The sequence below is a fragment of the Actinokineospora terrae genome, assembly GCF_900111175.1.
Taxonomy (GTDB): Bacteria; Actinomycetota; Actinomycetes; order Mycobacteriales; family Pseudonocardiaceae; genus Actinokineospora; species Actinokineospora terrae.
In genome coordinates this window covers 179,296-204,239 of record NZ_FOGI01000001.1, presented here as the reverse complement: position 1 = coordinate 204,239, position 24,944 = coordinate 179,296, and the positions used below count along the sequence as shown (strand labels likewise).

Genomic DNA, 24,944 nt, shown 5'->3' with positions numbered 1-24,944 from the left:
TCGACGCGGGTTTCTACTGGGCGTGATGGGGGCGGTCGGGTGCTCTTACACCGGGCCGAGCAGGCGGGTGCGGATCGCCGCTGGGGAGGCGGGTGGGTTCTATGTCGAGTTCGCCCGGTTGTTGGCTGGGGAGATGAACGCGGCGGAGCCCGAGCTGCGGGTGGAGGTGGTGGAGACGCTGGGGAGCGTCATGAACATCGCGCGGATCTCGGCTGGTGAGGCGGAACTGGGCTTGGTCCTCGCCGACACTCTGGCTGCCGCCCGCGCGGGCTCGCCGCCGTTCCACTCGCCGATAGCTCTGACAGCGCTGGGCCGGGTCTACGAGAACTACATGCAGCTCGTCGTCTGCGCCGATAGCCCTATCCACGCCCTGTCAGACCTATCCGGCCACCACGTCTCCCTCGGCGCCTCCGGCTCCGGCGCCGCCCTCTTCGGCGAACGCCTGGTCACCACCGCTGGCGTCCCCGTCATCGTGGACCACCACCCCCTAGCCGACGCCACTTCCGCCCTACGCAACGGCCGAGTCCAAGCCCTCCTCTGGTCCGGCGGCCTCCCCACACCAGCCCTCACTGACCTGGACAACGCCATCGGCATCCGCCTACTAGACCTAGCCGCCTACGCCCCCACCCTCAGAACCCACTACGGCCCCGTCTACGACGCGGTAACCATCCCCGCCAACACCTACCGCTCCCCCACCCCCACCACAACAATCGGCGTCCCCAACCTCCTAGTCCCCAACCCCGCCCTCTCAACCCCCACCATCAGAACCACCGTCCGCGTCCTGGTAGACCAAGCCACCCACCTAGTCCCCCAACAAGCCCTAGGCACCCAATACCTCGACGTCCGCTCCCTCATAGACACCATCCCCGCGCCCTTACACCCAGCAGCAGCGGCCATGTACCGAGACCTCCGAGGCTAACTAGACCCCTTGCGGCGCCACCAAGGGCGTTTCACGGGCGGATAAGGCGGCGCAGCGGGTGGCACGACTGGTCGGGTGGTGTGCCAGGTGGCGACGGCCTCGGCTTCGTCTACCAGGGGGACGATGAAGTGGGTGTCCTGGCCGTTGCGCATCCAGGTGCGGATTCGGGTGTTGAGGTCACCGACCACCTCGCGGACGACGCGTTCGGTGGGGGCGGTGCGGAGGGTGTCCGGGAGGCGATCGATCTCCTTGCGGAGACGGAGGGGTTCGGGGAGCAGCGCCTCGGTTTCCACGCCCTCGCGGCGGAGGTAGGCGGTGAGCCAGGCTTGGGGGTCGTGCAGGTTGGGGAGGGGTTTGCCCGCGCCGGGGAGGTTGTCGAAGGCGCCGCGGTTGGTGGCTTCCCGGATTTGGGCTTCGACCCACGACTCCGGGCTGACGCCGGGGGGTTTGCGTTTGGTCATGAGCGGGGGCGCGATAGGGCCCTGTCGATGAGGGCGTTGGTGGCGCCTAGATAGGCCGATGGGTCCAAGAGGGCGTTGACGTCCACGGAGGCCAGTTCGGGGGCGGAGCGCAGGGCCTCGGAGAAGTCGGGTGAGCGGGAGAGGCGGGCCAGGAGTTTCTTGGCCTCGACCTTGCCCAACACAGGGGCAAGCGCGACGTTGAGGCGCTCGGACACGATAGTGCCACCGGTCAGCGATAGGTTCGCCCGCAGCCGTGAGGGGAAGACCTCCAGGCCCTCGGCCAACTCCGCGGCGGTCGACGCGGCGCCGCCAAGGCAGCGCAAGAGTTCGCGCAGCGGCTGCCACTCGGCGTGCCACGCACCCGGCGCGCGCTCGTCCTCGGCGATCATCGACTGCGCCAGGACCGTGGCGTACAGCGGGACCTGCCGGGCGGCGGCCATGATCAACGTGGCCAGGACCGGGTTGCGCTTCTGCGGCATCGCCGACGACACGCCCCTGCCCTCGGCGGACGGTTCGACGACCTCGCCCACCTCGGTGCGCGACATCCCCTGCACGTCCAGCGCGAACTTCCCCAGCACGCCGGTGACCACCGTCGCCGCCGACCCGATGTCCACGAACGGCGTGCGCAGCGCGTGCCACGGGACGACGGCCTCCGGCAGTCCCAGCACCGAGGCGAACTCCGCGCTCAGCACTAGCCCGTGCCCCGGGTCTCCCGCGTACTCCACATAGGACGCCAGGGTGCCCGCCGCGCCGCCGAGCTGGGCGGGCAGCACTACGGCGCGGACCCGGTCGAGCCCGTCGAGCACCGACGACAGCCAGCCCGCCGCCTTGAGCCCGAAGGTGACCGGCACCGCGTGCTGGGTCAGGGTCCGCCCGGCCATCACCGAGTGCCGGTGCTCGTCGGCCAGCCGCGCCAGCGCCTCGGCCACGCGCAGCAGGTCGCGCTCGACCACGGCGAACACGCGCCGGGTGATCAGCATGGCCGCCGTGTCCAGGATGTCCTGGCTGGTGCCGCCGCGGTGGACGTACTCGCGGGCGTCCTCGGGCACGCACGCGGTGAACGCGGTGACGAACGCCACGACCGGGTTCGCGCCGCCCCGGGACCGCACCGCCAGGTCGACCACGTCGATGTCGGCGACCGCGCCCGCGATGGCCTCGGCGGCAGGCTCGGGGATCACGCCCAGCGCGGCCTGCGCGCGGGCCAGGGCCACCTCGACCTCGACCATCGCGGCGACCCACGCCTCGTCGGTCACCAGGTCGGCGGCCTCGGCACCGGCCCACACCGGGGCGAGCAGGCCGCTGTCGGTACCGGTCACGCAGCTCCTCAGGCCGGCCGCGCGACCGGGGGCCGCGCGGTGCTGGTCGCCGCCAACGCCGCCCTGGCGATGGCGTCCGCGTCGGCCAGGATCACCGAGTTCACCCCAGGGCGGATCCCCGCCGCGGTGACCCAGTGCACCGACTCGGTAGGGACACCGTATCCGAATCGGCTGGGGTGGGGCGTGCCGTCCGCGCGCAACAGCCGGTATGGGCGGGGGGTCACGGCAAGCCCGCCTGTCTCGACCGCGCCACACGGATCCGGTATGTGGTAGGGGACGCAGTCGCCCCGTTCGAGCATGGACGCGATAAGAGAGTCGGTCGTCAGCCGGATGTCGACCTCCGGTAGCCGTGCCTCCACCAGCGTCGTGCACATCACCGCGGAGCCCCCGACCCGAGGTGAGCTGACCAGGAAACCTCGGTCGGCTAGGTCTACCCGCATGCCCGGCCCCACTACCCGCACGACCTCGGCTTCGATCAACGCGATCAGTTCGGCCACTCGATGCGCGGGTGGTCCGATCGACAGGTAGGCGTTGAGCGGGGTGTACCAGCCGTCGAGGTCGTTGCGATAAGACGAGCCGGTGATGCCACCGTGGTCGACCGCGAGTCGGATCTCGTTGCGCATGTCCCGCAACACGTCCAGGGCGGCCTTGACGGGATCGGTGACGTTCCCACCCGGCACGTCCGCCCGCAGCAGTTCCAGCAGCCAGTCCTCGAACTCCGCCGGTGAGGCGAACCGCCGCCCACCATCCGGGTTCGACACCGCCGCCCAGTCCCACGGCTCGACCCCGGACTCCTCGACCACCCCGGGCTCCCCCGCGATGAACCGGGCCGCGAACTCATCCCCCAGCAGGGTCCGGTAGTACACAAGCTCGACCTCGCGCGCGACCAACGGCCAGATGTCGTCCCGGAAGGACACGGTAGGCCTAGAGCGCAACTCCGCGATCACGTCAGCAGTCAGGAACACCGGCTCGTGCCGCCCGAACGCGCCCTTCTCGTTCTCCCCGCGCGCGTGGTATGGCACCCCGCGCCGCGACCCGGTGACGATCACCGGCTCTCGACCCGACGGCACATAGGCCAAGGACCCGTCAGCGCGCTCCTTGAATTGCCCGCCGCGGTCGCCGGTAAGTAGCGCGAGGTAGTCGAAGAACGCCAGGCCCATGCCACGCACCGCGACGACCTCGCCGGGCATGATCGCTGACAGGTCCACCTCGGACGGATTGCCCGGCGGCACATAACCAAGCCCACGCGCGTCAGCGAAGTCGGACAACCGAGCCTCGACCGCGCCAAGAGGCATGTCCACATGTCCCTGCGCCAACACCACGGAGGACAGATCGGTAAGCGCGGTGCCATCGGACAACGTCACGCACTGGCTGCCGTCAGGGAAGTCATCGACCGCGACAGCGGTAAGACGGTGCAACCGGACCTCGACATACGGTGGCGCCGATTGCCGGACATGGTCGAGGAACCAGTCCAGGTAGTGCCCGTAGAACGCCCGCGTGGGGTAAGAGTTCGGGGTCAGCAAGGCGGCCTCGTCCGCGGGTGCCTGCCCGCTGACCGCCCACTCGTAGAGGCTCGGTCCAGGCCGGATTGGGCCGCCGCAGTCCACCGTGGCGTCGGTGAACATCGACACCTGGCAGGCGATCGTGTTCATCAGCAGCGACGCGGGCTGGCTCGTGGACCACACCCGGCCGCCGCTCCCGACGTGCGGGTCGACGACGTGCACGACCACTGGCTGCACGGCGTTGGCGCACAACCGCTCGACGACGCTGAGGCCGCGCGGGCCCGCGCCGATGACGCAGACCTGCCGGACCGGGCCAAACCTGTGCATGCGAACTTCCCGGGTTGCGTGGGTGCGGGGGCGGGTCCACCAACGACCCGCCCCCGCACCCTGGGCGTTCAGTGAGCGCGGAAAGGCCCCCGCGCTACCGCGCGGTTCACTTGATCTCGATCATCGGGCACCTCCCTCGCCAGTGTCCGCCCCGACCACCGCTGTGGCCGGGAGCCTGGGCCCGCCCCGCACGCCGGTGGGCGTGTCCGGGTCGAGCGCGGTGCGCACCGCCACCGACTCGATGCCGCGCACGACGGCCTCGGTCTCGGCGGCGGTGAAGTAGCGGGTGTCCACCGACATGGTCAGCTCGATGGCAGCCGGGCTCGACGCGGACCCCTGGTCGTCGTCGACGTGCAGGTAGAGCTTCTGCCGCGGCATGCCCGGCTCGTCCTCCCAGTGCGCCGACGACCGCGGCAGCGCCGAGGCCAGCACGTCCGCCGTGGGCTCCTGGCCCGCCGCGGGCGCCCGGTCGGCGGCGCGGCGGTCGTTGAAGAAGCAGGAGAAGTCGATCGGCTCGCCCCGGTCGGCGACGACCTGGTCGACCACCTCGTCCTGGGCGTCCGGGTCGTAGTAGGCGTGCTTGTAGGCGTTCATGGTGCTGCGCGCGGCCCGCCCGACCGCCTCGCCGAGGGTGATGCCTGCGACGTCGATCAGGTAGGGGCTGATCTGCACGATCGTGCTCACCGACTCGGCGAACCCCGGCCGGAACCGGTTGCTCACCATCAGCATCGCCAGCACCGGGTTGCTCGCCCCGGCCCTGGCCAGCGCGACCGCGAAGCAGGCCAGCAGTACCGGCGAGGTGCTGATCCCGGCGCGCCTGGCGACCGCGTCCACCGCCAGCCGGGTGGCGGGCGAGCGGTAGCGGATCATCCGGTAGGTCGGGTCCCGCGGCTCCGACGGCTCGCCGAAGCGCAGTGGCGACACCGTCCGCAGCACGTGTTCGAGGTAGCGCAGCGAGGCGGCCGACTGGCGCAGCGCGGCGGGTTGTTGCTGGGCGCGGGCCTGCTCCAGCGGCTGCACGGCGGTGACCGGCGGCAGCGTCGCCGGGTCACTGGCCAGCTCCCGGATCAGCACCTCCAGCCCACCGGCGTCCATCGCCAGGTGCAGGTACACCGCCACCATGTGGGTGATCGCCCCCTCGGCGCGGACCACGGCCATCCGCACCGGGAACTCGTGCTCGTAGTCGAACGGCACGCTCGCGTAGCGCTCCTGCACGGCGGCGGCCACCGCGGCCGGGTCGGACCCGGTCGCGTCGACCACCTCCAGCACGACCTCGCCGGAGGCGACCAGGCTCTGCCGCGGCCTGCCGTCGGTGAACACCAGCCGGGTGCGCAGCGCCTGGTGCCTGCCGACGACCGACCGCAGCGTGGCCACGACCTGCTCGACGGTGACCCCGGGCGGCAGCGGCGTGAGCCCGCCCATGGTCCTGGACTCGCCCGAGCGGGCGATGGCCTGCCAGATCCCGATCTGACCCCAGGTCAGCTCGGCCTCGCCGCTGCCGTCGCCGTCGAACGGAACGGGGACGCGTTCCACTCGCATGATCACCAGCCCGTGCTCTTGAGCACCGTGCGCACGGCCTCCGCCAGCTGCGCCTTGGTGGGCTGCAGCGCCACGTCCAGCTCGGGGACCGCGCCGACGATGGCGCCGTCCGGCCTGGTCACGCGCTTGGGCGGGGCCACCAGCCGCATCTCCTCGGCCGCGGTGGCGAGGATCTCCGCGCCCATGCCGCAGGCGCGGTTGGAGTCGTCGAACACCACCAGCCGCCCGGTGCGGGCGACGGACTCGGCCAGCCCGGTCCAGTCGAACGGGTACACCGAGCGCGGGTCCCACACCTCGACCGACGCCTCGTCGGCCAGCTCCTCGGCCACCGCGAGCGCCTCGTGCACCAGGTGCCCGAGGGCGACCACGGTGACGTCGGTCCCGGCGCGGTGGACCCGGCCGCTGCCCAGCGGGATCGGTGCCAGGTCGGCGTACTCGACGATCTCGCGGACGCCGAGCGAGGCCAGCGGCCCGAAGAACACGACCGGGTCGTCGTCGCGGATCGCGGTGGTCAGCAGCCCGTAGGCGTCGGTCGGGGTCGCGGGCAGGACGGTCTTGACGCCCATGTGCGCGAACAGGCTGTAGGGCTGGTCGGAGTGCTGCGCGCCCCACCCGGCCCGCCACCCCGCGGCGGGCATCAGGTAGGTGACCGGCACGCTGCGCTGCCCGCCGCTCATCATCAGGAACTTGTTGGCCTGGTTGGTGATCTGCTCGAACACCAGCAGCAGCAGGAACGGGATCTGGAACTCGATCACCGGCCTGCGCCCGGCCATCGCCGCGCCGGTGGCGAAGTTGGTGAACCCCTGCTCGGTCAGCGGGACCTCGACCACGCGGTCCGGGCCGTAGCGCTTGAGGAACCCGGCGGTGATGTTGGTGAGCGCGAAGTTCACGTCCTCGCCTAGCACGAAGACCGACTCGTCGCGGTCCATCTCGTCGCCGAGCGCCCGGTTGAGGGCCTTGAGGTAGGACAGTTTGGGCATGGCGCACCCCCTTCCCTACAGCGAGACGCCCGGTCTCGGTCGGAAACCGTCGGCGTGGTAGTGGTCCGTGGCGTCGGCCGGGTCCGGCCGTGGACTGTCCACAGCGAACCGGACGACCTCGTCCAGCTCGAGCTCCACCTGCGCGTCGATCCGCGCGCGGTCGGCCTCGGCGACCCTGGTGGCCTGGATGTCGAGCGGGTCGCGCTCCTTCCAGCTGTCGATCTCGGCCTGCTCGCGGTAGCGGAGGCGGACCAGCATCTCGAAGGTGTGGTGGCCGTGGTAGCGGTAGGTCCGCATCTCCAGCAGGGACGGTCCGCCGCCGCGGCGGGCCCGCTCGACCGCCTCCGCGACCGCCGCGTGCACCACCTCGGCGTCCTGACCGTCCACGACCGACGACGGGATGCCGAACGCCTCGCCACGGCCGGTGATCGTCCCGGCCACCGCCGCCTCCACCGGAAGCGTTGTGGCGTAACGGTTGTTCTCACAAACATACACCACCGGGAGCCGCCACAGGGCCGCGAGGTTGAATCCCTCCAACAACGCGCCCTGGGTGACGGCGCCGTCGCCGAAGAAGCTCAGCACGACCTTCGGGTCGCCCGCTTTCGCTGCGGCCCAGGCGATTCCCGCGGCGATGCCCGCGCCGTGGCCGACCGTGCCGGTCGAATTGTAGACGCCCGCGGTGAAGTCGGACGGGTGGAACGAGCCGCCCCGGCCCTTGTCGATCCCGGTGACCCTGCCCGCCATCTCCGCCATCAGGCGGCTCGGGTCGGTCCCCTTCGCCAGCAGGTGTCCGTGGCCGCGGTGGCTGGACAAGACGATGTCACCCGGGTCGAGCGCCGCGCAAGCGCCCGCGGCGACAGCTTCCTGCCCGATGCACGGGTGGATGCCGCTGAAGATCTCCCCGGCGCGCACCAGGTCGATGGCGCGTTCCTCGAACCGGCGGATGAACCGCATGGTCCGGTACAGCTCGACGGAGTCAGCGACGGCGACGGGAACCGTAACGCTGGTGGGCACCGCGGTGATCCCGGCGACCTCCAGCCCCTCGGCGACCTTGACGGGAGCGACGACACCCTCAGGCACGGCGACCACCGCCCAACGCGGCCAGGACGTCCGCGGGCCACTGCGTGGAATCCTCACCGTGCCGGGTGATCAGCGCCATCGCCAGCCGCTCCAGTCCGAACGCGACACACGAGGTGTTCGCGGGCTCGCCACCGGCGGTGATGCCGAAGGTGTCGCCGAAGTGCTCCTTGTGGTAGTTGGCCGACGCGACCGCCTGGACGGTGCCGTCGGCGACCGGGACGCGCAGCTCCCACTTGAGCTCCTGCATCCGTTGCGCCGCTTGGTAGACCTTGCGGCCGGGACCGAAGAACGGGTCGTCGGCCACCTCGACCGACACGGCCAGACCCAGCTCGGTGAACCAGCCCTCGACCTGCTCCAGCCGGGCCGCGCGCCACTTCAGGCAGTGCTCGTCGGTGGCGACGGTGACCAGCTCCAGCATCCGGAACGACCGCATCCGGCCCGGCTCGCTGGTCGCCTCCTGCCGGAAGCACGACGCCTCGACGGTCACCTTCGCCGGCTCGTCGAGAGCCTTGCCCTCCAGCGCCGCGTAGACCGGGTAGCACGCGGCGGGCAACAGCACCAGGTCGCCGATCTGCTGCTGGGCGTGCCACTCACCACCCTGCTCCACCAGTGGTTTCAGCCTGGCCCACCCGTTCGGCGTGCCCCCGTAGCCGTGCACGGTGCCCAGCAGGTTCGGGAACGCGGCGACGTAGCCCGCGCGCTCGATGGTCGCCCGGGAGATCACCGGCGGGATCACCAGCCGGTGGAACGGCTCGTCGGCGGCCAGCGCGGCGATCCCGTCGCGCAGCAGCCCGATGACCCGCTCGAAGCCCGGCGGCGACAAGAACACGCCGGGAACCCCGGTCCCCAGCGGCAGACCCGCACCCAGTCCCGAACTCATGGCGCCACTCCCTGTCCTGGCCAGTGGTGCTCTCGCACCAGGTAGTCGTCCTCGCCCGCCAGCGCCACCGCCGCCGCGTAGCCGGTCGGCGCGGGCAGGTCCCGCACCCGGTACGGCCCGTCCGCCTGGTGGACCACACCGCGGTCGCGCACCGGGAGCCGCAGACCGGGGAACAGCCGCCCGCCCGCGGCTTTCACGCACGCCTCCTTGCGGGCCAGCAGCCCGGTGAAGCGCGCCGGTCGGTGCGGTGGTGGGCACTCGGCCACGTGCCTGGCCTCGTCCCCCGGGTAGTACCTGGCCGCGGCCCGCGCCACGTCCAGTCCCCCGTCGATCCATTGCAGGTCGACGCCGATCGCGCGCCGGGGGGTGCAGGCGACCATCGCCATCCCCTCGGACCGCGACAGGCTGACCCGCACGCCGTCGACCTCGGGCTTGCCGTGCCGCCCGATCCGCCAGCGCACCGCGCCCGGCGCGATCCCGAGCGCCCGCCCGGTCAGCACCCTGGCCGCCCCGTGCGCGGCGATGAACTCGCGCCGCCGCGCGGGGTGCGATCCCGCCGCCCGTTCCCGCTCGCCCTCGTCGAGGTAGCCGTGCAGCTCGTCGAGGACCTCTTGCGGGAGAACGGAATCAACCAACCAGACGTCGACGTCGTCCATCATGCCACCGCGACCGCTGTCGAGTCCACAGCGGAATGATCGACGGTCGAGAGGTCCACAGTGGCCGCGCAGAGCAGCCCGAGGGACGGCTCGTAGTCGGCGAGCACCACGAGGCCGTCGTGGCCGCCTTCGGCCAGCTCCCACCAGATCCCGGTGTAGGGCTGTCCCGCGTCGGCGATCACGTCGGCCACGCCTGGCGCCGCCTCGGCCAACCTGGACGAGGCGATCACGGTCGCCTGCCGCCCGAGCCGGTCCACGTCCTCGCGCAGCAGACGGGCGACGCGCTGGGCGTCGACACCGGTGTGCTGTCCGACGCGGAGGGGATTTCCGTTGCCCTCCAAGCGGAGGACGACTCCCGTGTGCCGGTCCGGGATCGGCGCGGGCTCACCGAGTTCGTAGTGCAACGCGGATTGCTCCACAACGACCACCAACGCGCGCTCGCACGCCCCCGAGCCCAGGTACGACTCGGTGAGCCGCAGCGCGGTGAAGGCAGCGCCGCTGCCCTGGTCGCACACCGCGAACGCCATCGGCGTGCCGGGGCACTGGTCGCTGAGGTAGCAGGCCGTCGCCCGGCCCAGCCGCAGGTCGTGCATGGCGAACGCGAGCACCAGCAGGTCGACCGGCTCGTCCGGCCCGACAGCCGCGGGCAGCATGGCCTCCGCCATCTCGCCGAACGAGTGGCCGACGCCCTCGGTCAACAGGTCTTCCCGCAGGGTGTTGCCGTACGGGCGCACCAGGTCGGCGAGGAACGGCCGCAACGCCGGGTCCAGCGCCGTGGGCGAGGTCTCCGCGAACACCCTGGCGTGCGCGGAGACCAGCCGGGCGGTCCCGACCGGCGGTCCGGGCGGGCCGGAAGTGAACATCACTCGTCCGCGACGGTGTGGGCGGCGATGTAGGCCGCGAGGGTGCCGACGGTCTCCAGGTCGGCCTGGTCGATCTCCTCGACGTCGATCTGGATCTCCAGCTCGTCCTCGAGCTCCAGCAGCAGCTCCAGGGTGCTCGCCGAGCTCAGCCCCAGCTCGGTGAACAGCTTGGTGTCGGCCCCCAGGTCGGTGACCTCCCGCTTGAGCACCCTGGGCAACAACTCGGCCATGCTGTCGGCGACCCGGCCGAGCAGCTCGGCGTCCACAGTGGATTCGGTGGCTTCAACTGCCTCAACAGACCCCACGGGTCCTCCCATCACGCTAGTGCTCGAAGACCATCGCGGAGAACGTCGCGCCCAGCCCGGCGGCGCCGACCAGGTACCGGTCCCCCGGCCGCAGCCGCCCCCGGTCCAGGGCGGTGCGGTAGTTCAGGAAGGGGTCGGCGGCGAAGCTGTGCCCGGTGACCGGCACGTTGTCGAGCAGCACCTGCTCCACCGGGTACCCGACGCGTTTGGCGACCCGCCGCCACGACACGGAGTTCACGTTGTGCGGCAGCAGGAGCGCGATGTCGTCGAGGGTGAGACCGGCGCGCTCGACGGCGGCCAGCAGCACCTCGGACAGCAGCCGCGGGTACTCGTACTGGAACCGCGCGGCGAGGTCCGGGTCGATGATCAGCCTCCCGTCGAAGTCGCCCCGCACGCTCGTGGCGTACGACAGCACCCGGTCGGCCGGACCGTTCGCGGCGACCAGGGCGGCAGCGGCACCCTCGCCGAACACCGCCGTCTCCGGCACCAGCATCGCGTCGGGGGTGAAGGTCTTCTCCCCAGACACCACCAGCGCCAACGCGTCGGGATCGGGGTCGGACGCCAGCAGCCTGCCCGCCACGTCCAGCGCCAGCAGGCCGGTCGCGCAAGCCTGGTGGGTCACGGTGAACGACAGCGCGTGGTCGAGGCCGAGCTTCGCGCACAGCTCGCGCAGGGGGTTGACCGGGTACGGCACGGCGACCGGCATCCCGCGCGCGTACAGGACGTACTTGACCCGGTGTTCGTTGCCGCGCAACGTCTCCAGCCCGTCGGTGGCCGCGACCAGCAGGTCGAGCAGGGTGCCGCCGGTGTCGAGGCAGACCTGGTCGAGCCCGTGGAAGCGGCGGAACAGCCGGACCTGGCGCTCGGTCAACCCGAAGCGCGGCGCCAGCTCCTCCAGGGACACGCGGTCCGGTGGCAGGTGCGCGGCGACCTCGACCAGCGCGGTCACGACCGCACGCCCGTCGTCGCGGTCGGGTCGAGCGCGGCGTCGACCAGGACCGACTCGATCTCGGTGAGCAGCCAGAGCATCGACTTGGGCGAGACCCGGGTCGTGTCGCCGGTGAGGGTGAACACCACGGCGTCCGGCTCGGCGTCCACGTCGAGGTAGAGCAGCGGGCTGTCGACATCGGTCCACATGACCCACTCGTGGGAGGTCTGCTCGCGGGCGGCCAGGATCTCCTCGACCGGCGGCGCGGTGATGTCGCGCTCGTCGCGGCCGGGCGGGCGGCGGTCGTTGAAGTAGGTGTCCATCTCGACCCGGCCGCCGAGCTCCTCGGCGACCCGGTCGACCATGGCGGCGCGCCGCTCCGGGTCGTAGTAGGCGTACTTGTAGGTGACCATGGTGGCCTGCCGCGCCCGGTGCACCGCCTCGTCGAAGGTCACGTCGGCGATGTCGACCATCAGCGGGCAGGTCTGCGCCATGGTGCTGACCGAGCCGACCAGCGACTGCCGGAACCGGTTGTTCACCGCGATCTGCACCGCGACCGGGTTGTTGCCCACGGTCCTGGCCAGCGCGCTGGCGTACCCGGCGAGCAGGATCGGCGAGGTGTCGGTGCGCAGCCGGGCCGCGATGGCCTTGGTCGCCAGCCACGCCGCCGGGGACCGCAGGGTCAGGTCGCCCCAGCGCGGGCTGCGGTGGTCGTCGGACTCGCCCTCGACCCGCTTGGCCGAGACGGTGTGCAGCACCCGCTCCCAGTAGCGGATGGCCGCCTCGCTGTTGCGCAGCACGTTGGGCTTGCGTTGTTGCTCGGCCAGCGCCAGCGGCTGCGTGGCCTCCAGCGGCAGCGTCGGCTCGCCGGTCGTCCAGTCCATCGTGGACAGATCGGTGACCAGCGCGTCGAGGCCGTGCGCGTCGATGGCCAGGTGGCTGTAGACCGCGACCGAGTGGGTCGGCACGCCGCCCTCGGTGATCACGGCCATCCGCACCGGCCACTCGTCGGCGTAGTCGAAGTCGGTGTCCTCGTACTCCAACCGGACCCGCTCGGCGACCGCCGCCGGGTCCTCACCGCCCGCGTCCACGACCGACAGCGCGACCTGGCCGGACGCGTGGACCTGTTGGCGCGGACCGCCATCGGGCCCGTCGAACACCAGCCGGGTGCGCAGCGACTCGTGCCTGCCCATCACGTACCGCAGCACCAGCACCGACTGCTCGATGGTGGAGCCCGCGGGCAGCGGCGTGACACCGCCCATCGTCTCCGAGCGGCCGGTCTTGACCACCGTGCGCCACACGGTGCGCTGGCCCCAGGTGAGCTCACCCACCCCGGAGCCGGTCCCGTGGAAATCGACGAGGATCTTCTCCGTCATCCTGCTTTACTCCCCGCCGCGTCGTGCTTCTAGCGGGCATTGTTGGGAGCCGCTCGGAAAGTGTCAATACTCCACATGCCGACCATTCACCCGCGGCCAGATTCTTCGTGACTGCCCTAGGTCGGTGCGGTACCTTGACGCGCAAGTGGGCAGTTGTTTGGAGGGCGCGCGTGGCGCTATTCGAGGAAGTCGCCGGAATACTCCGAGAGGTCGTGGGCCCGTGCGGCGGATGCCCGCCGGAGATTACGCCGAACGCCACGCTGGAGGGTGATCTGCGGTTCGACAGCCTCGACCTGGTCCGGGTGGACGCGGCGCTGTCGGCCCACCTGGGCACCGAGGTCGGACTGGCCGAGCACGTGCGCGGCCTGGACCTCGACGCCATCAGCACCTTCACCGTCGAGCAGGTCGTCGAGCAGGTCACCAACCGAGTCTGGGATGGAGCAGCGCGCGCGTGAGCCGCTTCCTGTTCGTCGTGCCCCCGCTCGCGGGCCACGTGAACCCCACCATCGGGCTCGGCGCGGCACTGGCGGCGCGGGGCCACGAGGTCGCCTGGTGCGGCCCTGAGCTGCACCTTCGCCCGATGCTCGGCCAGGACGCGGTGGTCCACCCGACCGGCACCAGGCTGCACCGGCCGCAGGCCGACCACGGCACGGCCGCGATCCGCTCGGTGTGGGACCGGTTCATCGTGCCGTTCGCCCGCTTCAGCCTCCCGGCCGTGGAGAAGGCCGTGCTCGACGCGCGACCGGACGTGGTGGTCGTCGACCAACATTCCCCCGCGGGGGCGATAGCGGCGCACCGGCTGGGCGTGCCGTGGGCGACGCTGGCCGCCTCGACGATGGAGCTGGGTGAGCCGCTGGCCGACATGCCGCGGGTGCTGGACTGGCTGCACGGCAGGCTGCGGCACCTGTGGGCCAAGGCCGGGATGCCCGCCGACGAGTACTTCGACCTGCGGTTCTCCCCGTATCTCTCGCTCGCCTGCACCACCAGGGCGCTGACCGCCGCCCTGCCGGACGACGTCATCGGCGTCGGCCCGATCCTGGCCGAGCGCCCCGGGCAGCCCGACTTCCCCTGGGAGTGGCTGGACCAGGGCAGAGCGCACGTGCTGGTGTCCGTGGGCACGCTCGCCGACGACGTCTCCGCGCGGTTCCTGCGCGAGACCGCCGCCGCGCTGGCCCCGCTGGGCGACCGGCTCCAAGCGATCTTCGTCGCCCCGCCGGAGGTGCTGCCCGACCTGCCGCCACACCTGATCGCACGGACCAGGGTGCCGATGCTGGCGCTGCTGCCGCGCGTCGACCTGGTCGTCTCGCACGGCGGCCTCAACACCGTCTGCGAGTCGCTCGCGCACGGCGTCCCGCTGGTGGTCGCCCCCATCCGGCACGACCAGCCGATCAACGCCAACGGCGTGGTAGCCGCGGGCGCGGGCCTGCGGGTCGGCTTCGCCAGGGCGGACGCCGGGGCGCTGCGCGCCGCCATCACCACAGTCCTCGGCGACCCGGCCCACCGGGTCGCCGCCGCCCAGGTCCGCGAGTCGTTCGCCGAGGCGGGCGGAGCCGACGCCGCCGCGGCGGCACTGGTGGACCTGGCCACCCGGTCGCCGGCAGCAGCCGGCATGAGCAGGAGCACGTCATGATCGAGGTCAAGGGACTGCGCAAGTCCTTCACGCTGGGCAAACGGCGCAAGACCCGCACCGTCGAGGCGGTGCGCGGCGTCGACCTGTCGGTGGCGGAGGGGGAGATCTTCGGCTTCCTCGGCCCCAACGGCGCGGGCAAGACAACCACCGCCCGCATCCTGTGCACGCTGCTCGAACCCGACGGCGGCGAGGCCGTCATCGCCGGTGCCGACCTGCGCAAAGACCCCGGCGCGGTGCGGACCAAGGTCGGCTACGTCCCGCAGGGCGGCACCACGACCGACGAGGTCACCGCCCGCGAGGAGCTCGTCCTGCAGGCCAGGATGTACGGGATCGGCAAGGCCGAGGCGGTCGAGCGGACCGAGAAGGCGCTGGCCGCCTTCGAGCTGACCGAGTTCGCCGACCGGCAGTGCCGCACCTACTCCGGTGGCCAGCGCCGCCGGGTGGACATCGCGATGGGCATCATCCACGAGCCCAAGGTGCTGTTCCTCGACGAGCCGACCACCGGCCTGGACCCGCAGTCGCGGGCCCACCTGTGGGACGAGGTCCGCAGGCTGCGCGACGCGGGCATGACCGTCTTCCTCACCACGCACTACCTGGAGGAGGCCGACGCGCTGTGCGACCGGATCGCGATCATCGACCACGGTGAGATCGTCGCCATCGGCACCCCGACCGAGCTCAAGCACGGCGTCGCGGGCGACGTGGTGACCGTGGGCCTCAACGGCAGCGGCCCCAGGGCGGCCGAGCTGCTCGACGGGCGCGACTACGTGCGCAAACTCGAACTCGGCGAGGACGGCCTGCGGCTCTACGTCGACGACGGCACCACCGCGATGCCGCAGATCATGCGGGTGCTGGACGCGGGCGAGATCCACTTCGACACCGTGGAGCTGCACCGGCCCAGCCTCGACGACGTCTTCCTGATCAAGACCGGCCGCTCGCTGCGGGACAAGTAGGAGTTGGACATGAAGTTCCTCCGTGACACCTGGCTGGTCTTCACCCGCCAGATGCTGCTGGTGTGGCGCACCCCGGCCCGGCTGGTGATCGGGTTCGTGCAGCCCATCGCCTACCTGGTGCTGTTCGCCCCGCTGCTCAAGACCGCGCTGGCCCCCACCGGCGCGCAGACCTACGCCGACGCCTACCGGGTGTACGTGCCCGGCCTGCTGGTGGTGCTGGTGCTGCTCAGCGGCTTCTTCGCCGGGTTCGGGCTGCTCGGCGAGCTGCGCTCGGGGGTCATCGAGCGCTCCAGGGTGACCCCGGTCAGCCGCACCGCGCTCATCCTGGGCCGGGCGTTCTCCGAGGTCGTGACCCTGATGGGGCAGGCGGTGGTGATCACCGTGGTCGCGCTGCCGTTCGGGCTGACGGTGCACTTCGGCTGGCTGATGCTGGCCTACGTGATGCTGGCCCTGATGGCGCTGATGGCCTGCGCGCTGTCGTACGCGATGGCCATGCTGATCCCGTCGCCCGCGGCGCTCGGCCCGCTGATCAACAGCGTGTCGCAGCCGTTGTCGCTGCTCTCCGGCGTGCTGCTGCCGCTGTCGCTGGCCCCGGGCTGGCTGGTGGCGATCGCCGAGTGGAACCCGATCTACTGGACCACCAACGGCACCCGGTCGCTGTTCACCGGCAACCCGGGGGACGTGTCGGTGTGGGCCGGGATGCTGATCGTCATCGCGCTGGCCGCGCTGACGGTCACCTGGGCCACCAGGATGTTCGCCCGCCAGGTCCGCTGAGCTTGCGCGAGATCCGCTGAGCTGTACGAGAAAGGGCCCCGGGTACTCACCGGGGCCTTTTCCTTGTTCCGGGATCGGCCGGTTTCCGGGCAGCGGAAATAGCCCGGAGGTGGCCTTCCGGGCTATTTCCTCCAGGACCGAACTGTTATTCGCGCCAGAGGGTGGGGCAGTAGTTCTGGTCGGTGTAGTCGGGGAGGCCCTCGTCGTTTCGGCGGACCAGGACGTCGTGGTTGTAGAAGACCGGGGTGCCGTCCGGTTTGAGGTAGGGGCGGAAGCGGTTGTCGCCGTCCTGCAGGTGCAGGGAGATGGCCCGGCGGGGGGCGTCGGCGAGGTTGGCGCCGCTGCCGTGGTAGGTGCGGCAGTGGTGGAAGCTGACGTGGCCCTTGGGGATAATCATCGGGATCTTGTCGACCACCGCGCCGTTGTGGGAGGCGTTGGCGTGCAGCAGGTCTTCCAGCTCCGAGCGGTCGCGGTGGGCGAAGTGCCGGGTGGAGTCGTCGCCGGGGATCTCGGTCCAGGTGTTGCTGCCGTCGACCATGGTGATGGTGCCCATGCGCTCGTCGCAGTGGTGGAACGGGATGAACGCGGTGAGCATCCGCTCGGAGGTGCAGGTCTGCCAGTAGTGCCGGTCCATGTGCCACGGGACCTGGTTGGACTGCTCCTCGGGCCGCGGCGGCTTGTAGATCAGGGTGCTCTGCCAGACCCGGATCTCCTCGGCCTGGGCGAGCCGGGCCGCGACCGCGCCGAGCAGCGGCTTGCGCAGGATCGCGGCGACCTCGTCGCTCTCGTAGTGGATGTAGTCGTTGTGCCGCTGGACGTCGCCCTTCTCGGGGGTCCAGTAGGCCAGGTTCGGCGGGCGCAGCGGCAGCCGCCGGTCGGTGTGCCCGGCGTAGAACCGCTCGGTGGCCTCGACGAGGGTGTCCATCTCCGCGTCGGTGAACAGCTTGCGGGACAGGTACCACCCGCGTCTGCCGTACTCGGCGACCTCGTCGTCGGTGGGCAGCAGGGCCCGGTCGGCGTCGGTCAGCGCGAAGGCGTGGGTGAGTTCGGCGGTCACTGGGCTGCTCCTCGGACGTGCTCCCCGGCGCGGTCCCGCTCGACGGCCTCGTAGAGCGCCTTGATGTTGGCGCTGCCGAAGGTGAGCGCGCCGAGGCGCTCGATGACCTCGAAGAACAGCGTGCGCCGGGGGTGGGTGGTCTGGGTGAAGATCTGGAACAGCTCGCCCTCGTTGTCCTGGTCGACCAGGATGTCGAGCTCGCGCAACTGCTCCACGGGCACGGCGACGTGCTCGAACCGCTCGGCCAGCGCGTCGTAGTAGCTGCCCGGGGTGCTCAGGAAGCCGACGCCGCGCCCGCGCAGGGTGCGCACGGCGGTGGCGATGTCGGCGGTGCGGAAGGCCAGGTGCTGCACGCCGGGGCCGTGGTGGGCGGCCAGGAAGTCGTCGATCTGGCCGGGTCTGGCGGTGGTGTCCGGTTCGAGCAGGGTCAGCGTGACCTCCTTGGACACGCTCTGCACGACCTTGGAGTTCATCGCCTGGCCGCCGACCTCGATGTGCTCCTCGAAGATCTGCTTGAAGCCGAGCACCTGCTCGTAGTAGGCGACGGTCGGGTCCAGCTCGCCCGGCGCGACGCAGGCCGCGATGTGGTCGACGGCGTCGAGCAGGTCGAGCGGGTCGTCGGCGGACTCGGTGGCGAGTTCCACAGTGGACAGCAGCTCGCCCGGGCGGACGAACACGTGGCCGACGTCGCCGAACCCGGTGACCCTGGTGCCATCGGCCGTGGCGCCCCTGGCCAGCGCCTCGGCGAGCGCGGCCGCCGGGTCGTCGGTGGACAGGGCGACCGTGGCCAGGCCGTCGCCGTGCGCCGCGACGTAGTCCGCCGCCGGGTGTCCGCCGGTGCGGGCGCTGGTCAGCAGCAGCTGGATGCTGCCTTGGCGCAGCAGGACCGAGTAGTGGTCCGGCTGGTCGCGCACCCACCCGTGCAGCCGGAAGCCGTACTGGGCGCGGAGCGCGGCGGCGGCCTCGTCGGCGTCGCCGACGTAGAACTCGACGTGGTCTATGTCTTGTACGTGCATGGTGGACCTCTTGGCCGGAAGGGCTGGGGTTCAGCGCGCTGGTGCGGGAGACGGGGTGGCGGTGCGGGTCAGTCGGGTGCCTGGGTGGCCGATCAGCAGGCTCACGTTGTGGCCGCCGAAGGCGAACGAGTTCGACAGCGCGGCGCGGACCGGTCCCGGCCGGGGTGCGCCGCGCACGTGGTCGAGCGCGCACTCCGGGTCGGGGTCGTCGAGGTTGTGGGTCGGCGGCAGCACGGAGCCCGCCACCGACAGCGCGGTCACCGCGGCCTCCACCGCGCCGGAGCCGCCGAGCATGTGCCCGGTGAGGGCCTTGATGGAGCTGACCGCCGGGCTGTCGTCGCCGAACACGGTGCGCACGGCGGCGGCCTCGGCGGCGTCACCGAGCGGGGTCGAGGTGCCGTGGGCGTTGATGTAGTCCACATCGGACGGTGTGAGGCCCGCGTCGGCGGTGGCGCGGCGCATGACCGAGGCGGCGCCGGAGCCGTCCGGGCGCGGGGTGGTCGGGTGGTGGGCGTCGGTGCTGACGGCCCAGCCGAGCAGGCTCGCGTAGGACAAGGCGCCTCGGGCGTCGGCGAAGTCGGCTCGCTCCACAACCAGGATGCCCGCGCCCTCACCCAGGACGAACCCGTTGCGGCGCTTGTCGAACGGCCTGCTCGCGGCGGTCGGGTCCGCGCCCCAGCCGCGGGCGAGTGCCCACGCGTTGGCGAACGCCGAGGCGACGGTCGGGTGCAGCGCGGTGTCGCTCCCGCCGCACACCACCACATCCGCCTCGCCGCCGCGGATGAGCCGCAACGCCTCGGCGATCGACTGCGCCCCGGCCGCGCACGCGGTGGCGATGCACGCGCTGTGCCCGCGGATGCCGTGCTTGATCGCGATCCGGGCGGCGGCCATGTTCGCCAGCATCCCGGGCAGCAGGTACGGGCTCACCTTGGCGCGGCCGCGTTCCCGGCGCTGGGCGGCGAAGTGCTCGTAGGTCTCCAGGCCCGCGCCGCCGGTCGACACCACGACCGCGACCCGCTCGGGGTCGACGTCGGTGCCGACGGTGATCCTGGCGTCGGCCAGTGCGTCGTCGGCGGCGGCCATCGCCTGGAGCACGAACCGGTCGACGGCCTTGGCGGACTTGGCGTCCATGACCTCGGTCGGGTCGATGTCCGGGGCGATGCCCGCGGCGTCGAGGAGCCCGGCGAGCGGGTGGCCCTCGGGCGGGGTGACGACGCCGGAGCGGCCGACGCACAGGGCGTCGAACACCTCGGCCGGTTTGCGCCCGAGTGGGGTCACCAGCCCGATGCCGGTGATGGCGGCGGCGGGTCTCATCGCGCGGCCAGGGTCTTCAGGTACTGCTCGCGCAACGCGACCTTGCGGACCTTCCCGGTGGGGCCCAGCGGGATCCGGTCCTCGTCGACCACGACCACCTCGCGCAGGGTCGCGGCGACGTCCGGGCCGAGTGCCGCGCGGATCGCCTCGTCGCGGTTGGCGTCCGGGTCACCGGCGGCGTCGAGTTGGAGCAGGACGTCGGTGACGACACCGGAGTCGGTGCGGACGGCGACGACCGTGCAGTCGGCGACATCGGGGCAGGCGTTGAGGACGCGCTCCTCGGACAGCGCGGTGTGCAGGCGCTTGCCGTCGCCGAGGTCGACGGAGTCGACAAGCCTGTCGACGTGGTAGAAGTAGCCCTCTTCGTCCCGGTAGACGAGGTCGCCGGTGAGGAAGTAGCCGCGGACGCGAGTGCGGTAGGTGGTCACCGAGTCGTTCCAGTACCCGAGCGACAGCGTGGGCGACTTGGTGCCCAACTCCCCCACCTCACCCGGTGCCAGCTCGGTGCCGTCCGGGTCGAGCACGACGGGTTCGGCGAACGCGTGCGGCTTGCCGATGCAGCGGCCGTACCGGTCGGTCTCGGTGGTGTGGGTGATGTAGAAGTGCGAGTGGCCCATCTCGCTGGAGCCCAGGCCGTCGATGAACGCCGACCCCGGCTTGCGGACCCGCCCCTCCCGTGTGGACACCTCGCGGTAGCCCAGGGAGATCAGCCTGCGGATGTGGGCCTCGTGCGCGCAGTCGCCGGTGTTCCACCACAGCGCGACCGAGTCCAGGTCACGCCCGCGCAGGTCGGTCTTGGCCATCTCCGACCAGGTCGCCGCGAAGCCGAGCACGCCGCTGGGCCGCCACTGCTCGATGGCGTCGACCACCGAGGGACCGGTCTGGGTCGACAGCGCGAGCAGCCGGCTCTCACTGGCCAGCACCAGGTTCAGGGCGATGAGGGTGGCCGCGTGCGGGGCCGGGAGCGCGGAGAGGATGCGGTCGGTGCCCTGCGCCTTCGGCATCCGGAGCCGGTGCTTGTTGGCCGCGAACAGGCTCGAATGCGAGTGCAGCACGGCTTTCGGCACACCGGTCGTGCCCGAGGAGTGCGTGATCGCGACCGGGTCGCCCTGGTGGAACCGGTACGGCTCGGGCGCGGCGGCGGGATCTGCCTGGCCCAGGTCCTCGATCGGGGCCAGCAGGTGCACGCCGTGCGGGGCGAGGGCTTCGCGGCGGGCCTCGTCGGCGAGGACACCCACGGCGCCGAGCCTGCTGACGTACAGCGCGGTGATCTCGGGGGCCAGTTTGGCGTTGATGAGCGCCGGGATGGCGCCGAGCCGGGCCAGCGCGAGGAAGGTGAGGATGTTGTCGGCGGCCGCGGTGGCGGTGACCGCGACGGGGTCGCGCTTCCCGATGCCCAGTGCGTGCAGTGCCGCAGCGCGGGCCCGGACGCGTTCGTCGAGCACCCGCACGGTCAGCGCCGTCCACGCCGAGACGTCCTCGACCGGGGTGTCGAAGGTGAAGGCGGGCCGGTCGAGGTCCCCGCCCAGTGCCACCAGGGTGGTCAGCACGTTCCCGGCGCCCACCTCCGGCGCGCTCGCCAGCCTGGCCCGGATGCTCGTGGCCCTCATGCCCGCTCCCTCGCCATGACCAGGACGGCTTCCGCCCGGTCGCTCCCACCCGACTCGTCCGCCACCTCGGCGGTGATCACCAATGCCGCCGCCGCCTCACCGGCGGCGAACAGCAACTCCGCGCACGCGATGGCGTCCGCCATCGCCTCCCCGCTCGGGCTCGTGCACACCAACGGCCCCGCCAACCCCCACCGCGCGGCCACGTGCCCCAGCACCGCGTTCGGGTTGGATTGGAAGAACAGCAGCGGTGCGACCCGCGTCCCCGCGGCCACCGCTTCCGCGACCACGTCCGCGCTGGTCCGGTCGCCGCCGACGCTGGCGAGCACGATGGCCGTGCGGTCGGCGACGACCTCCCCGTCGTAGGCGCTCATGCACCGCTGGGCCACTTCCGCGACCAGCGGGTTGAACGCGGAGACGACGAACCCGGTCACCGCGGTGACCGTGTCCACATCGGACTCGGGCCAGTACGCCGACGCTACAACAACACCGGCCTCGACGGTAGCGCTCATGCCGCACCGACCACGAGCGCCGTGTTGGCCCCGCCGAACGCCGCGTTCACCGTCAGCGCGTGGCCCACCCGCGTCCGCCGCGGCGCGTCCACGACCAGGTCGAGCTCGCAGTGCGGGTCGGCGCCGAGGTAGCCGGAGTTGACCGGCAGTTCGCCCGCCCGCAGCGCCAGCACCGTCGCGACCAGCTCGACCAGGCCGGACGCCTCCAGCGCGTGGCCGTGGACGGACTTGGTCGAGCTCACCGGCACACCGTCGAGACCGGCCAACCGCAGCGCGGCGACCTCGGCGGCGTCGTTGAACTGCGTGCCGGTGCCGTTCGCGTTGACGTAGTCGATGTCCCCAGTGGACACACCGGCACGGGTCATGGCCTGGGTGATGGCCCTGGCCAAGCCTGTTCCGTCCGGTTTGGGCTTGCACACGTGGTAGGCGTCCCCCGAGCGGGACCACCCGGCCACCCTGGCCAGCGGGTCCTTGCCCGCCCGCTCCAGCAGGACGGCCGCGACGCCGTCACCGAGCAGCATTCCCTGCCGCCCGGCGCTGAACGGGCGCACCCGACCGTCACGCGACAACGCCCGTCCGGCGTCGAACAGCGCGAAGGTCGACGGTTCGACCAGGTACCCGGCCGCGACCAGGACCCGCTCGGCGCGCCCGGTGGCGATCATCGTCGCCGCGTCCGCCACCGCCGACGTCGCCGCGACACACGCTCCCGTGTACACGCGGGGCACGCCCGCCACACCGGTCCGCTCCGCGACCTCGGCCGCCAGAGCGCGGTTGCCCGCGTCGGCGTGCGCCGCGAGCAGGAGTGGAACCGTCGACTTGGGACCGGTGTACACCTCATCGATGACACCGACGAGCTCGTCCACCAGCGCAGGCGCCCCGGGCAGGGTCGCCGCGTGCCGCGTCCGGCGCCCCTCGGTGGGGAAGCGCGTGACCGGCGCGAACGCGGGCACACCGGCGAACCCGTCGGCGCGCAGTCGCGTGTGGTCGCGGCCGAAGGCGGTGCGGGCCGCGGCGGCGGTGATGTGGACCGGGTGGTCAGCCATGGTCACGCAGCACCCTGGCCAGGGTGTCGATGGCACCGGTGACGGTGGCCATGCCGGAGAACACCTCGTCGGACAGCTCCAACTCGACCCCGTAGCGCTGCTCGACCTGGGCGATCAGCCAGGTCAGCTCCAGGGAGTCGAGGGTCTCGCCGACCTCGCCGGTGGCGCGGTCGCCGAAGCCGGAGAGCATGCCGATCACCTCGGCCCGGTCGGGTGCGCTCATGGTCAGGACGCGGTGTCCGACCCGGAGGCGACCGAGAGCCGCTCGGCGAGCGCGTCGACGAACTCGTCGAGGGTCATCAGCGCCAACGCCTCCATGTCGTCGTCGCCGAACTTGATCTGGTACTTGTCCTCGATCTGCACGGCCAGGTCGGCCAGCGCCAACGACTCCAGGTCCAGGCCCGCGGGCCCGAGGTCGGTGTCCCCCTCGACCTCGCTGACGTCGTAGTTCATCTCCCGCAGCGTGTCGAGCACGAACTCGCGGAGCTGGTCCTTCATCGCTGGCTCTCCTTGTCTTCCATTGCTGCATGGGCGTTCTCGGCCGCGACGAGCGCGGCGGCGGAACGCACGACCTTGCCGGTGGTCGTCCTCGGCAGCGCCGGGAGGACCACGAGCCTGCGTGGGCGCTTGAACGGCGCGAGGGTCTCGGTGAGCGCGGCGGTGACCTGCTCGACCGCGGCGCCATCGGCCAGGCTCACGTACGCCTGGATGCCGGAGTCGTGCACCACCACGGCCTCGCGGACGGAGTCGAGCGCCGAGAGCGTTTGCTCCACCTCGGTCAGGTCGACCTTGAGGCCGCCGATGGAGACCTGCGAGTCGAGGCGGCCCAGGACGGTGAGCAGACCGGCGTCGAGTTCGGCGGCGTCCTTGGTGCACAGCCAGCCGTCGACGAAGCGGGACGGGTCCTGCGCGCCGAGGTACGGCGAGTCGGCCATCGCGATCCACAGCTCACCGGCGCTGACCCGCAGTTCGAGGCCGTGCGCCGGTTCGACCGACGGCCAGTGAGCGCCGTCGAGGTCGGTGGCGATGACGCCGATCTCGGTCATCCCGTACATCGTGCCGAGCGGGACGCCGAAGCGGTCGCGGAAGCGCGGCGGCACCGCGGGGCGCACCAGCTCACCGGCGACGATCATCCGGCGCAGCTGGGGAAGCGGCGCCGGGTCGGGCAGCGAGGTCAGCAGTTCGGCGTGGAACGGAACGCCGATGATCGTGGTGGGCAGGTCGGACTCGGCGACCGCGGCGAGGATGCCCTCGGCGGTGAGCCTGCGCGGGAACACCAGCTCCGCGCCGGTGTGCAACGAGTTGAGCAGACCGCCGACCAGACCGAGCACGTGCACGATCGACGACAGCAGCACCACCCGCTCCCCCGCCCGGGGGAACTCGGCCAACCGGTCGTAACGGGACAGTTCGGCGATCAGGTCATCGGATGTCCTGGCGATCACCTTGGAGGCGCCGGTCGAGCCGGAACTGAACTGCACCAACGCGTGCGGTGTACCGGCCGGGCGGCCACCCTCCCGGGCGGACACTCGGGCGACGACCTCGGCGTAACCGCTGAGCCGGTGCCCGGCGCTCTCCCGCGCCTGCACCACGAACTGCGCGCCCACCCGCTCCAGGGCGCCGTCGACCTCGTGCTGGGTGAGCCGGTGGTCGAGCAGGCTGACCTGCGCGCCGATCCGCCAGGCGGCGAGCAGGAACCCGATGAAGGCCAGCGACGGCGGCAGTCGCAACGCGACAGTGCCACCCGCGACTAGGCCGTGTGCGCGCAGGTGCGCCTCGCGGTCGGCGACCTCCCCGCGCAGACCGTCCCGGTCGACCGGTCGGTCCAGGCGCAGGCAGACCGCGTCGCCCGGCCCGCCGAGCAGCACGTCGTCGACCCATTCCGGGTTCACCGCAGGCTGATTCACCAGCG

Annotated in this window: 26 protein-coding genes; 5 read left to right on the top strand and 21 right to left on the bottom strand. The window is 71.8% G+C overall.

Annotation, left to right across the window (positions count from 1 at the left end):
• The first annotated feature begins 25 nt into the window (after positions 1-25).
• Complete coding sequence (locus tag BMY07_RS00840; RefSeq protein ID WP_245782110.1) at positions 26-919, top strand: TAXI family TRAP transporter solute-binding subunit; 894 nt, start codon at positions 26-28, stop codon at positions 917-919.
• On the opposite strand, the gene BMY07_RS00835 is transcribed toward BMY07_RS00840, so the two are convergent.
• The 12 genes from BMY07_RS00835 to BMY07_RS00780 all read right to left on the bottom strand — a co-directional run bounded on the left by BMY07_RS00835 (position 916) and on the right by BMY07_RS00780 (position 13,132).
• A complete protein-coding gene (locus tag BMY07_RS00835; protein ID WP_092774444.1) occupies positions 916-1,380 on the bottom strand; it encodes a DnaJ family domain-containing protein in 465 nt (154 codons plus the stop codon). The genes BMY07_RS00840 and BMY07_RS00835 overlap by 4 nt on opposite strands.
• Complete coding sequence (locus tag BMY07_RS00830) at positions 1,377-2,696, bottom strand: class-II fumarase/aspartase family protein (protein WP_092774443.1); 1,320 nt, start codon at positions 2,694-2,696, stop codon at positions 1,377-1,379. Before BMY07_RS00830 ends, BMY07_RS00835 begins: the two co-directional genes overlap by 4 nt.
• Before the next feature lie 8 nt (positions 2,697-2,704).
• Entirely contained in the window at positions 2,705-4,525 is a 1,821-nt protein-coding gene (locus tag BMY07_RS00825; protein ID WP_092774442.1) for an FAD/NAD(P)-binding protein, read from the bottom strand.
• A gap of 120 nt (positions 4,526-4,645) precedes the next feature.
• On the bottom strand, positions 4,646-6,064 hold the full coding sequence (locus tag BMY07_RS00820) for a condensation domain-containing protein (RefSeq protein WP_245782170.1): 1,419 nt from the start codon (positions 6,062-6,064) through the stop codon (positions 4,646-4,648).
• A 2-nt stretch (positions 6,065-6,066) separates the two neighbouring features.
• Positions 6,067-7,044 (bottom strand): alpha-ketoacid dehydrogenase subunit beta, encoded by a 978-nt coding sequence (locus BMY07_RS00815; protein WP_092774440.1) that lies wholly within the window; start codon positions 7,042-7,044, stop codon positions 6,067-6,069.
• Between the two features lie 15 nt (positions 7,045-7,059).
• On the bottom strand, positions 7,060-8,124 hold the full coding sequence (locus tag BMY07_RS00810) for a thiamine pyrophosphate-dependent dehydrogenase E1 component subunit alpha (RefSeq protein WP_245782109.1): 1,065 nt from the start codon (positions 8,122-8,124) through the stop codon (positions 7,060-7,062).
• Positions 8,117-9,004 (bottom strand): class-II aminoacyl-tRNA synthetase family protein, encoded by an 888-nt coding sequence (locus BMY07_RS00805; protein ID WP_092774439.1) that lies wholly within the window; start codon positions 9,002-9,004, stop codon positions 8,117-8,119. The genes BMY07_RS00810 and BMY07_RS00805 overlap by 8 nt, the downstream gene beginning before the upstream one ends.
• On the bottom strand, positions 9,001-9,660 hold the full coding sequence (locus tag BMY07_RS00800) for a 4'-phosphopantetheinyl transferase family protein (RefSeq protein WP_092774438.1): 660 nt from the start codon (positions 9,658-9,660) through the stop codon (positions 9,001-9,003). The genes BMY07_RS00805 and BMY07_RS00800 overlap by 4 nt, the downstream gene beginning before the upstream one ends.
• Complete coding sequence (locus BMY07_RS00795) at positions 9,660-10,523, bottom strand: hypothetical protein (RefSeq protein WP_092774437.1); 864 nt, start codon at positions 10,521-10,523, stop codon at positions 9,660-9,662. Before BMY07_RS00795 ends, BMY07_RS00800 begins: the two co-directional genes overlap by 1 nt.
• Complete coding sequence (locus tag BMY07_RS00790) at positions 10,523-10,828, bottom strand: phosphopantetheine-binding protein (protein WP_245782108.1); 306 nt, start codon at positions 10,826-10,828, stop codon at positions 10,523-10,525. The genes BMY07_RS00795 and BMY07_RS00790 overlap by 1 nt, the downstream gene beginning before the upstream one ends.
• A 16-nt stretch (positions 10,829-10,844) precedes the next feature.
• Positions 10,845-11,777 carry a 3-oxoacyl-[acyl-carrier-protein] synthase III C-terminal domain-containing protein gene (locus tag BMY07_RS00785; RefSeq protein ID WP_092774436.1) on the bottom strand — a complete coding sequence of 311 codons (933 nt, stop codon included), beginning with the start codon at positions 11,775-11,777 and terminating at the stop codon, positions 10,845-10,847.
• The gene (locus BMY07_RS00780; RefSeq protein ID WP_092774435.1) at positions 11,774-13,132 is read right to left on the bottom strand and encodes a condensation domain-containing protein; all 1,359 of its coding nucleotides are present in this window, start codon (positions 13,130-13,132) and stop codon (positions 11,774-11,776) included. Before BMY07_RS00780 ends, BMY07_RS00785 begins: the two co-directional genes overlap by 4 nt.
• Before the next feature lie 170 nt (positions 13,133-13,302).
• On the opposite strand from BMY07_RS00780, the gene BMY07_RS00775 reads away from it, so the two are divergent.
• Genes BMY07_RS00775 through BMY07_RS00760 form a run of 4 tightly spaced genes read left to right on the top strand, consistent with a single transcriptional unit; the run spans position 13,303 to position 16,486 of the window.
• Complete coding sequence (locus BMY07_RS00775; RefSeq protein ID WP_143073289.1) at positions 13,303-13,587, top strand: acyl carrier protein; 285 nt, start codon at positions 13,303-13,305, stop codon at positions 13,585-13,587.
• On the top strand, positions 13,584-14,762 hold the full coding sequence (locus BMY07_RS00770) for a glycosyltransferase (RefSeq protein WP_092774433.1): 1,179 nt from the start codon (positions 13,584-13,586) through the stop codon (positions 14,760-14,762). The genes BMY07_RS00775 and BMY07_RS00770 overlap by 4 nt, the downstream gene beginning before the upstream one ends.
• Positions 14,759-15,712 carry an ATP-binding cassette domain-containing protein gene (locus tag BMY07_RS00765; protein ID WP_092774432.1) on the top strand — a complete coding sequence of 318 codons (954 nt, stop codon included), beginning with the start codon at positions 14,759-14,761 and terminating at the stop codon, positions 15,710-15,712. The genes BMY07_RS00770 and BMY07_RS00765 overlap by 4 nt, the downstream gene beginning before the upstream one ends.
• 9 nt (positions 15,713-15,721) lie before the next feature.
• Positions 15,722-16,486: an ABC transporter permease gene (locus BMY07_RS00760; protein ID WP_092774431.1), complete on the top strand. Its 765-nt coding sequence runs from the start codon at positions 15,722-15,724 to the stop codon at positions 16,484-16,486.
• Positions 16,487-16,631: 145 nt separating this feature from the next.
• On the opposite strand, the gene BMY07_RS00755 is transcribed toward BMY07_RS00760, so the two are convergent.
• The 9 genes from BMY07_RS00755 to BMY07_RS00715 are packed head-to-tail and all read right to left on the bottom strand — an operon-like array spanning position 16,632 to position 24,939.
• The gene (locus BMY07_RS00755) at positions 16,632-17,543 is read right to left on the bottom strand and encodes a phytanoyl-CoA dioxygenase family protein (RefSeq protein WP_177215366.1); all 912 of its coding nucleotides are present in this window, start codon (positions 17,541-17,543) and stop codon (positions 16,632-16,634) included.
• Positions 17,540-18,559, bottom strand: coding sequence for a 4-hydroxyphenylpyruvate dioxygenase (gene hppD / locus BMY07_RS00750; RefSeq protein ID WP_092774430.1), 1,020 nt, complete (start codon positions 18,557-18,559; stop codon positions 17,540-17,542). The genes BMY07_RS00755 and hppD overlap by 4 nt, the downstream gene beginning before the upstream one ends.
• 30 nt (positions 18,560-18,589) lie before the next feature.
• Positions 18,590-19,873: a beta-ketoacyl-[acyl-carrier-protein] synthase family protein gene (locus BMY07_RS00745; protein ID WP_092774429.1), complete on the bottom strand. Its 1,284-nt coding sequence runs from the start codon at positions 19,871-19,873 to the stop codon at positions 18,590-18,592.
• Positions 19,870-21,483, bottom strand: a complete 1,614-nt coding sequence (locus BMY07_RS00740; RefSeq protein WP_092774428.1) for a class I adenylate-forming enzyme family protein — start codon at positions 21,481-21,483, stop codon at positions 19,870-19,872. Before BMY07_RS00740 ends, BMY07_RS00745 begins: the two co-directional genes overlap by 4 nt.
• Positions 21,480-21,992: a hypothetical protein gene (locus tag BMY07_RS00735; protein ID WP_092774427.1), complete on the bottom strand. Its 513-nt coding sequence runs from the start codon at positions 21,990-21,992 to the stop codon at positions 21,480-21,482. Before BMY07_RS00735 ends, BMY07_RS00740 begins: the two co-directional genes overlap by 4 nt.
• The gene (locus BMY07_RS00730) at positions 21,989-23,035 is read right to left on the bottom strand and encodes a beta-ketoacyl synthase N-terminal-like domain-containing protein (protein WP_092774907.1); all 1,047 of its coding nucleotides are present in this window, start codon (positions 23,033-23,035) and stop codon (positions 21,989-21,991) included. The genes BMY07_RS00735 and BMY07_RS00730 overlap by 4 nt, the downstream gene beginning before the upstream one ends.
• On the bottom strand, positions 23,028-23,258 hold the full coding sequence (locus BMY07_RS00725; RefSeq protein WP_245782107.1) for a hypothetical protein: 231 nt from the start codon (positions 23,256-23,258) through the stop codon (positions 23,028-23,030). Before BMY07_RS00725 ends, BMY07_RS00730 begins: the two co-directional genes overlap by 8 nt.
• A 2-nt stretch (positions 23,259-23,260) precedes the next feature.
• Positions 23,261-23,533 carry an acyl carrier protein gene (locus BMY07_RS00720; protein WP_092774426.1) on the bottom strand — a complete coding sequence of 91 codons (273 nt, stop codon included), beginning with the start codon at positions 23,531-23,533 and terminating at the stop codon, positions 23,261-23,263.
• On the bottom strand, positions 23,530-24,939 hold the full coding sequence (locus BMY07_RS00715) for a class I adenylate-forming enzyme family protein (protein ID WP_245782106.1): 1,410 nt from the start codon (positions 24,937-24,939) through the stop codon (positions 23,530-23,532). Before BMY07_RS00715 ends, BMY07_RS00720 begins: the two co-directional genes overlap by 4 nt.
• Positions 24,940-24,944: the final 5 nt, after the last annotated feature.